The 7,894-nt window shown below is 61.6% G+C and carries 7 protein-coding genes; 1 reads left to right on the forward strand and 6 read right to left on the reverse strand.

Annotated features, from left to right (window positions below; all coding sequences use genetic code 11):
- The 6 genes from NUW23_13970 to mtaB form a co-directional block, all read right to left on the reverse strand.
- A partial coding sequence (locus tag NUW23_13970) for a Ger(x)C family spore germination protein (GenBank protein MCR4427268.1) occupies positions 1–1,229 on the reverse strand: 1,229 nt, incomplete at its 3' end.
- Positions 1,204–2,409, reverse strand: a complete 1,206-nt coding sequence (locus NUW23_13975; GenBank protein MCR4427269.1) for a spore germination protein — start codon at positions 2,407–2,409, stop codon at positions 1,204–1,206. The genes NUW23_13970 and NUW23_13975, both read right to left, overlap by 26 nt.
- On the reverse strand, positions 2,303–4,093 hold the full coding sequence (locus NUW23_13980) for a spore germination protein (protein MCR4427270.1): 1,791 nt from the start codon (positions 4,091–4,093) through the stop codon (positions 2,303–2,305). Before NUW23_13980 ends, NUW23_13975 begins: the two co-directional genes overlap by 107 nt.
- Before the next feature lie 161 nt (positions 4,094–4,254).
- Entirely contained in the window at positions 4,255–4,434 is a 180-nt protein-coding gene (gene rpsU, locus NUW23_13985; GenBank protein MCR4427271.1) for a 30S ribosomal protein S21, read from the reverse strand.
- Between the two features lie 154 nt (positions 4,435–4,588).
- The gene (locus NUW23_13990; GenBank protein ID MCR4427272.1) at positions 4,589–4,933 is read right to left on the reverse strand and encodes a histidine triad nucleotide-binding protein; all 345 of its coding nucleotides are present in this window, start codon (positions 4,931–4,933) and stop codon (positions 4,589–4,591) included.
- A gap of 43 nt (positions 4,934–4,976) precedes the next feature.
- The gene (gene mtaB / locus NUW23_13995; GenBank protein ID MCR4427273.1) at positions 4,977–6,275 is read right to left on the reverse strand and encodes a tRNA (N(6)-L-threonylcarbamoyladenosine(37)-C(2))-methylthiotransferase MtaB; all 1,299 of its coding nucleotides are present in this window, start codon (positions 6,273–6,275) and stop codon (positions 4,977–4,979) included.
- A gap of 242 nt (positions 6,276–6,517) precedes the next feature.
- Between mtaB and NUW23_14000 the strand changes: the two genes are divergently transcribed.
- Positions 6,518–7,714: a M20/M25/M40 family metallo-hydrolase gene (locus tag NUW23_14000; GenBank protein ID MCR4427274.1), complete on the forward strand. Its 1,197-nt coding sequence runs from the start codon at positions 6,518–6,520 to the stop codon at positions 7,712–7,714.
- The last annotated feature ends 180 nt before the right edge of the window (positions 7,715–7,894 follow it).

The following is a 7,894-nucleotide window of genomic DNA, read 5'->3' on the forward strand; positions in this document are numbered from 1 at the left end:
TCCTCCCATCTCCGCACGGAGAGCCTCTTCCGGAAAGCCTCTCCGACACCTAGAAAATCCGTTCCGAACTCCCGTTGCGCCAGTTGGACGCAGTGGGTGAGCTCATCCTGCATCTTCTTCGATAGCTCGTCGTTTATCCGTTGCACTTCCTCGGGGGTCAAGAATTCCCGGGGTGACTTGATCTCCCTGATCTCAACGTGGCCTTTCACCGTGATATGCACGGGGACGCGGGACAGGTCAGGCTCAATGCGTCCGGTCCTAATCGAAGATGTCGCATCCATGACGAACACACCGATCGTGCCCGGAGCATCCCCCGGGGCGGGTGCGGTGAATGAGTACCTTTGCAGCTCGTTCCGGAGCATGAGCGCCATGGCAGTCTCTTCAGAAGACAGCCACCCGATCATCTTGTCACCGTGGAAGACTGCAGCTCCACATACTTCGAGCTCCTGAGGCTTTTGCTGGGTCTGCCCCCCGGGTCCGGCTTCAGACGGCCCTCCTCCTTCCGCGCCGCCCTGCCCTTGGGAGGCCCTGGGCGGGGCCGTGGGTCCGCCTCCCGCCGGCGCACCCGCGGCCTCTCCACCTTGCCCAACCTTCTGATCCGGCAGGCTGACGCGGGCCAAGAGGGGTTGGTCCCCCGCTTGCTCCAGGGAGGTGATCACCCGGAGAAACGTTGACATCGGAGCGGTGGACGGACGGTCCGCATTCCTCATAATGGAGTTTATGAGTGTGGACGCCATCGGTTCCTGCGGGGACTCAACAGACAGGAGTTCCTCGACTGAGTCAGGAGTCACCACCAGCAATGACTTGTAACGGAACTGAGCATCTCGCGCGAAGATATCCAGGGCCTCGGCAATGCCCGCACGCGCGAACTCTTCTCCCAGCACCACGGTGCGGACATGCCCCAGGAAGAGGCTCCGACCGGACCTCGTTTCGAGCGCGCGCAAGGCTTGCCACACGCTCCCCCCCACTGCACTGCCAAGCCAGGCCGTCCCGTGCTGGGCCTCCTCGGGCTTCGAGGAGGGTATGACCACCTGCACCCAGACTCGCAGTTCCTCGCTGGCTCTTCCGGCGCCGGCCTCCGCACGGTCTATGCCCAGGCCCATTATGAACCCGACATCTTCGATCTCCCGCGCGTCCGTGCACCCGCCCACCGTCATGGGGAGAACAAGGAGCAGCAAGCAAATCCATACAGCCTCAAGAGATCTAGCTTTGCCCTGGACTTGGCCCATCCTCATGCGCCGCCCCCTTTCCGCGCCACAACGCCCCTGCCAAGAGCGCAAGAGGAAGCGCAACGCTGTAGTACACCGCGTACCGGCGGAAGTAGTCCAGCGTGACGAAGGACTCCACGATATTCTCAGGAATCAGGCTCAACGTCAGGGTCAAGACTCCGTAAGGCAGGACAAGAGGCCGGTAGTCCCTGAGGCCCAAGACGTCCGCGGTGGACGAGACACTGGCGTAGAAGACCGCAGCAAGTTTCGTAATGGCTATAGTGAACCAAAGGACAAGGAAGATGATCTCCCCGCGCTCCAAGAACTCGCCCACTCCAACCATCCGCGCAGTCTCGACCGCCGGGAAAGTCACTCTCGCGATTCCGCGGGTACCGAGCATCATGACGCCGAACGCAGTCGACAGAGCCATGACTGTCGTGCCGATCCCCACCCCCGTGGCCAGGGCCCGGGCCACACCTTTCTTACTCCGGAGGTACTTGAGGACCGCCAGCATTATGATTACCTCTCCCGTGTAGGACCCGGCCGAGACCGCCCCGAGCAGGATCGGACCCGGACCCTGCCCCAATACGGGCAGGAGCCTGCCGGGGACGGAGACTGGCAGCGCCAGCCCGACGAGTGCCACCAGAGACACCACCGCGACTGCAAAGAACACCATAGAGACTCTGGCGATGGGCTCGATTCCCAGGTAGGCTGCGTACACCACAAGTGCGTAAAAGACTCCGCTCACCACTCCGGTTGGAGTCACCTGAAGGAATGCAATTGATATGGCGAGGACGAACTGCCTCGATGCGATGGCTAGGATTGCTGTGCCATAGGCCGCGAAAGTCAGCCCCACCAGCCTCCCCAGGGCCAGGCCGAAGACGCTCTCGGACATCTGAACCAATCCCAGATCAGGAAACCTGACCGCGAGGGCGCCGCAGGCCGCCGCGACGCCCACCCCCAGCACTCCCCCGAGGAACATAGAGATCCACCCAGCGTTCCCTGCGATGGAGACCATCACCTTGGGGACGGCAAGGAATCCGGTCGCGAAGACGATGAGGGCGGCCAGAACTATTACTTGCGTGTAGCGGATCTCATCGCTCTTCTTCGTCGCGGCTGCCTCCTTCCTGACCCTGCAGGCCCCCGGCTGGGGTATCCCCGGCAGTGCCCTCCGAGTTCCCCTCTTCGGCTTCCTGGGCACGTTTCGCCACGCCGGGGCTCCAGGTCCGGATGAAAGCTTTCTGGCGAATCATGTCAAGAGGCCGGGCGTAGCTCGGCCTTCTCTGGAACATGAAGACCGGTGAACGCCAGATCACATCGCGCACGGTTTCTCGGGGCTTCATCAGCGGCTCGAGGTAAGGGACTCCGAAGGACGTGAGCGAACCCAGGTGAAGAGATATGGCCAGGACTCCAGCCATGACGCCGTAGAGCCCCAAGCCTGCACCCAGCAGGAGCAGCGGAAACCTGAGCAGGCGGAGAGCGAGGCCTGTCGGGTAGTGAGGTATGGCGAACGATGCCAGCCCGGTTATGGCGACAACAATGACCATTATGGGGCTGACGAGTCCGGCGGACACCGCAGCATCCCCCAACAGAAGGGCGCCGACGAACCCCATTGTCTGCCCCACTGGATCGGGAAGCCGCACGCCCGCCTCCCTTATCAGCTCCAAGGACACTTCCATGAGGAGCGCCTCAACGTAAGCCGGGAATGGCACCGGCATATGGGTGCCTGCTATGGTCAGGGCGAGCCCGGTCGGCAACATCTCCTGGTGGAAGGTGGTTACGGCCGCGTAGACCGCAGGCAGCAGCAGCGCCAACACACCGGAGACGTACCGGAGAAGGCGCAGTGGTCCTCCGAAAGGTGCCCGCTCGTAGTAGTCCTCGGGCGATTGGAAGAAGCTTGCCATGTTGGCCGGGACCATCAGCGCAAGAGGGCTTCCGTCCACGAGGATGCCCACCAGACCCTCTGAGAGCCCCGCCGCGAACCTGTCAGGGCGTTCAGTGTATTGAACCTGGGGGAAAGGCGAATAGGGATAGTCCTCGATGAACTGCTCGAGGAATCCCGAGTCCGGGAGAATGTCCGTCTTGATCGCTTCGATCCGCTTCTTGACCTCGCGGACCAGCTCTGGGTTGGTGAGGCCCTCTATGTAACCCACGACGATGTCTGTCTTGGATCGCTCACCCACCTCCATCGAGTCAAGTCTGAGGTTCGGCGACTTGATCCTCCGGCGGACCAGGGCAGTGTCTGCGCGGAGGAGTTCCGTAAACCCTTCTCTCGGCCCTCGGATCACTCTCTCGGCGTTGGGCTCGCCCACGTTCCGGTGTTCCCAGCCTTTGGTCTCGAAGACGATGCATTTCGGGCTTCCCTCAATGAAGAGGGCGGTTTCCCCGGCGAGCACCCGGCTTATGACCGAGTCCAGCGTGTCGTAGAGCGTGGCCTGGCCAGATGGAAGAAGGTGGGTCATGAGGACACGTGCGACGTTCTCCTCGGTCATGTCCTCGGGCCGGAGCCTCGGCCCTCGCCCGGAGAGCATGACAGATCTCAGGGCCATAAGGTTGATGGTGTTCCGGTCCGTAAGCCCCTCTACGTAGAACAGGATGGCGTCCAGCTCGGGTTCGGTCCCGATAACCAGCCGCCGTATGATGATGTCCGCGCTTTCGTTGCCCAATTCGCGGCGAAGCTCCTGCTCCACGCGGTCCAACGACTTGGGTATGGGGGGGCCGGCCTGCCCGCCGCCGGTCATCTCTGGACTTGACCCCTGCTCGGTTCCGGCAGCTCGGGCCGTGTCCTCGCTCCGGCCCATGTCCTCAGGAAGCGCCGGCTTCTTGGAGAGGAGCATTCTTGGCTGCATTTTCGAGGTTCGTGTGAGTCTTCTTGGAGTTCTCAAGTATCGGGCCTCCGCACTCCGTGTCCCCGAAAACGGAATCTCTCGTTCAATTTGCCCACGGAAGCGGGGTTTATGCCGTGCACAATGCGTGCACACCAATGAGCAAGGGGAGAGACCGGAGTCTCTCCCCAAAAGGACCGGATCTTGAGAGGGGGGCAAGGTTAGCTGCGGTACCGCCTCTTCCGCGCCGCCTCGGACTTTTTCTTCCGGCGGACGCTCGGCTTGTCGTAATGCTCGCGCTTTCGAATCTCTGAGAGAACACCAGCCTGCTGACACTGGCGCTTGAACCGGCGGAGGGCGCTGTCCAGCGACTCGTTCTTGCCGACTCTTACTTCTGCCATACGAATTCCCCCCCTCTCCGCCCACAGTCATCTCACGATGAGGGACCTCACGGCGTTGTGTGACACTCCACGAGGCAATCTTGACAAATTATACTGCACACTCCGGAAACGTGTCAACGGCACATCCGCCCAGGTCGTCCAGGCCAACCGTGGCCTAGCCTGGGGGCCACGCGAGTGACCTGCCCCCGAGCACGTGGAAGTGGATGTGGCCCACGCTCTGTCCAGCGTCTGCTCCTGAATTTGCGACTACTCTGAACCCCGTTTCGGCGATTCCGAGATCGCGGGCAAGCGACGCAGCGAGGCGGAGGATTCTGCCCACAAGCCTGTCGTGAGCTTCATCGAGATCCAGGATACTCGGCACGTGCTCGCGAGGAATGATGAGAAAATGGATCGGAGCCTGTGGGTTTATGTCCCGAAACGCCACAAGCTCGTCGTCTGCGTGGAGAACTGTTGCCGGGATCTCCCCAGCCGCAATCCTGCAAAAGACGCAAGTCTCCATGGGCCCTACACCCCCTAATAGCCTGAACATGTTTCGACAATGCTCAACTCGATCCTTCCTCCGTGGCCACAACAGAGTCGTCCCTGGCTTCGGTGACCCGCACCTTAACTAGATCGCCCGGGCGGCTCGTCCCCCGGACCACCGCCCTCACGTAGTTCGAAGTGAGCCCCTCGTATGATCCTCCCTCCGCCTGCTCCACCAGAATATCCACTGCCCGGCCGACCATCGACTGGTGGAATTCCAGCGCGAGTCTGCGTCCGAGTTTGATCAGGGCAGAGCTCCGCCGTTCCTTCTCGGCGCGAGGCACTTGCCCCGGCATGTCCCACGCGGCAGTTCCCCGTCTTCGGGAGAATTGGAACACATGGAGCCTGGAGAAGCGGATCCTCTCCACTGCTGAGAACGTGCTGGAGAATGCCTCCTCGTCCTCGCCTGGGAACCCAACAATCACGTCAGTAGTGAGGCCGAGGTCTGGGATCCGCTCCCGGGCAGAACGGACAACCTCTTCGTACTCGGAAACCGTGTACCTGCGGTTCATGAGCGAGAGCACTCGGTCGCTGCCCGACTGAAGCGGGACGTGCAGGTGCGCACAGACCTTTGCGGACTCTGCCATCACATCAAGAAGCCGATCCGTGACATCAGTGGGATCGATCGAACTGAGCCTGACCCGGGCAATACCCGGGATTCCGGCCACGAGGACCACAATGTCCGCGAGGTCGGGCCTCCCCCCGAAGTCCCTCCCGTAGAAGCCGAGGTGGATTCCGGTGAGGACCACCTCTCTGAACCCCGCCTGCGCCAGGCGGGAGACCTCGTCCCGGACGTTGTCGGGGTCACGGCTCCGAACGGGCCCCCTCACGTACGGGACCCTGCAGTAGGAACAGAAGCTGTCGCAACCGTCCTCTATCTTGACGAAAGCCCGGGCACGCTCGGCCGACCCTTCCACCTGCAGCTCCTCGTACTCCCTGCAAGCCCTGGCATCTATCGTCTCCACAACCTGCCCATGTTGCTCCAGCGCACGCAGGACCGCATCCACGACTCCGCGGCGAGGCGTCGTGCCGGTAACCACACGGACTCCGGGAATTGCCTGGAGTTCGCGGGGAGCCGACTGCGCGTAGCACCCAGTCGCCACGACCACCGCGTCCGGGTTGCGCGTCACGGCCCTACGCAGCATCTGCCTGGATTTCTTGTCACCGGTCTGAGTGACCGTACAGGTGTTCACCACATACACATCTGCACTCTCTTCGAAAGGCACTACCTCGAACCCTGCCCGCCGGAAGAGAGCGGCAAGAGCTTCCGAGTCGTACTGGTTGACCTTGCACCCGAGCGTCGCCAAGGCGACTTTCATTAGGTAACCGGAAACCTCCCTAGGAATGGTACTATAGAGTCTACCCCTTCCATAACGCGTTGGCAACGAACAACGCTGAACAACGCCGAGAGGGTGTGTACGCGACCGTCCGGTGGGCGTCCATGGCCGCATTCCGCCCGTACACCCCCGATGCCAGTCGTTGCGCATACTTCTCTCTGTCAGTATAATCATGCGCAATATACCATCCCAGGGTGGAATACATCAAGAAAGGGTGTGACACTGTGAAAAGGCATCTAGCACCACTCTTAGTTCTTGCCCTCGTGCTCAGCTCCATCGCGCTCGTACCGGTGTACGCTGCTCCGCAGGCTGAGGCCGCACTTAGCTACGTCGAGGCCAACCGCGATGCCATAGTGCGGGACTGGATCGAGTTAGTCCAGATCCCCGGCAAGTCCACTAAGGAGCAGAAACGGGTCGAATGGATCCGGGAGAAGTTCGAGGAGGTGGGCCTCCTTGATGTCAAAGTGGATGAGATGGGCAACGTGACAGGGTTCATCGCCGGTGCTCCAGAAGGTCCCACCGTTCTGTTCGCCGCCCATATGGACACGGTGTTCGAGAACGACACAGACCTCACCCCCACCATCAAGGACGGGAGACTCCACTGCCCAGGGTCAGGGGACGACACCCCGTCAGTAGTAGGGCTCATATGGCTCGCCAAGGCCCTCAAGGAGACTGGAACTCGCACGAATGCGAACCTGATCCTCGCCGCCACAGTCCAGGAGGAGATCGGGCTCAAGGGTATGGCCTACCTGATGGACCACATAGACCGCAAAGTCGACATGGTCGTGGCTGTCGACGGTGGACTAGGAGGGGTAACCGCCGGGGCGCTTGGAATCAAGTGGGTGAAGGCGATCTTCACCACTCCGAGCGGGCACACCCTTTCGAGCATGGGCAAGCCTTCGGCTGCGAAGACCCTCGGCGTCGCCCTGGGGAAGGTTTACGAGTTCCAGGTCGAGCAAGATCCCCGCATTCACCTGAACTGCGGAGTGCTCGGCGGCGGGACGGTGCCGAACGCAATCTGCGGCGAGGCATGGATGACAATTGACATGAGGAGCCAAGACGGGGCCGCGCTCTCCAAGTTGAGCGACAATGTCTTCGCCGCCCTCCGCGCGGCAGCGGCAGAGACCGGCGCCACGTTCACTTACGAGATGATGAACGACATACCCGCCGGCGTGTTGCCTGGAGCGGCCGAGCACAAGCTCACCACCACAGCAGTTGAGGTCCTGAGGGAACTCGGGTTCAACCCCACGGTCGGGTTTGCCGGGGCGACCGACGCCAACGTCGGGATCGCGAAGGGAATACACTCCATCAACATAGGCATGACGAAGTCGTCTGGCGGGCACTCGTTCGAGGAGTCTTCGGAGATCGAGTCGATCCACACTGGAATGAAGCAGCTGATCATGCTTGCCACGAGGCTGTAGCGGTGTAGGCTGCACCGATGACCGCAGCGCGCTCCGGCGGGATCGAATCCCTGCCGGAGTGCGCGTCTCATGAAGCATTCTGTAACTGAGACAGACTGAGTAAAGTTCAGGTGGGTCGGGCCTCTCCGGGAGGCCCGGGGAGAAAAGAAGGACAGGGAGTCCTTTCCTCGAAACGAGTGA

The sequence above is a fragment of the Bacillota bacterium genome (assembly GCA_024655925.1).
Taxonomy (GTDB): Bacteria; Bacillota; DTU025; order DTU025; family JANLFS01; genus JANLFS01.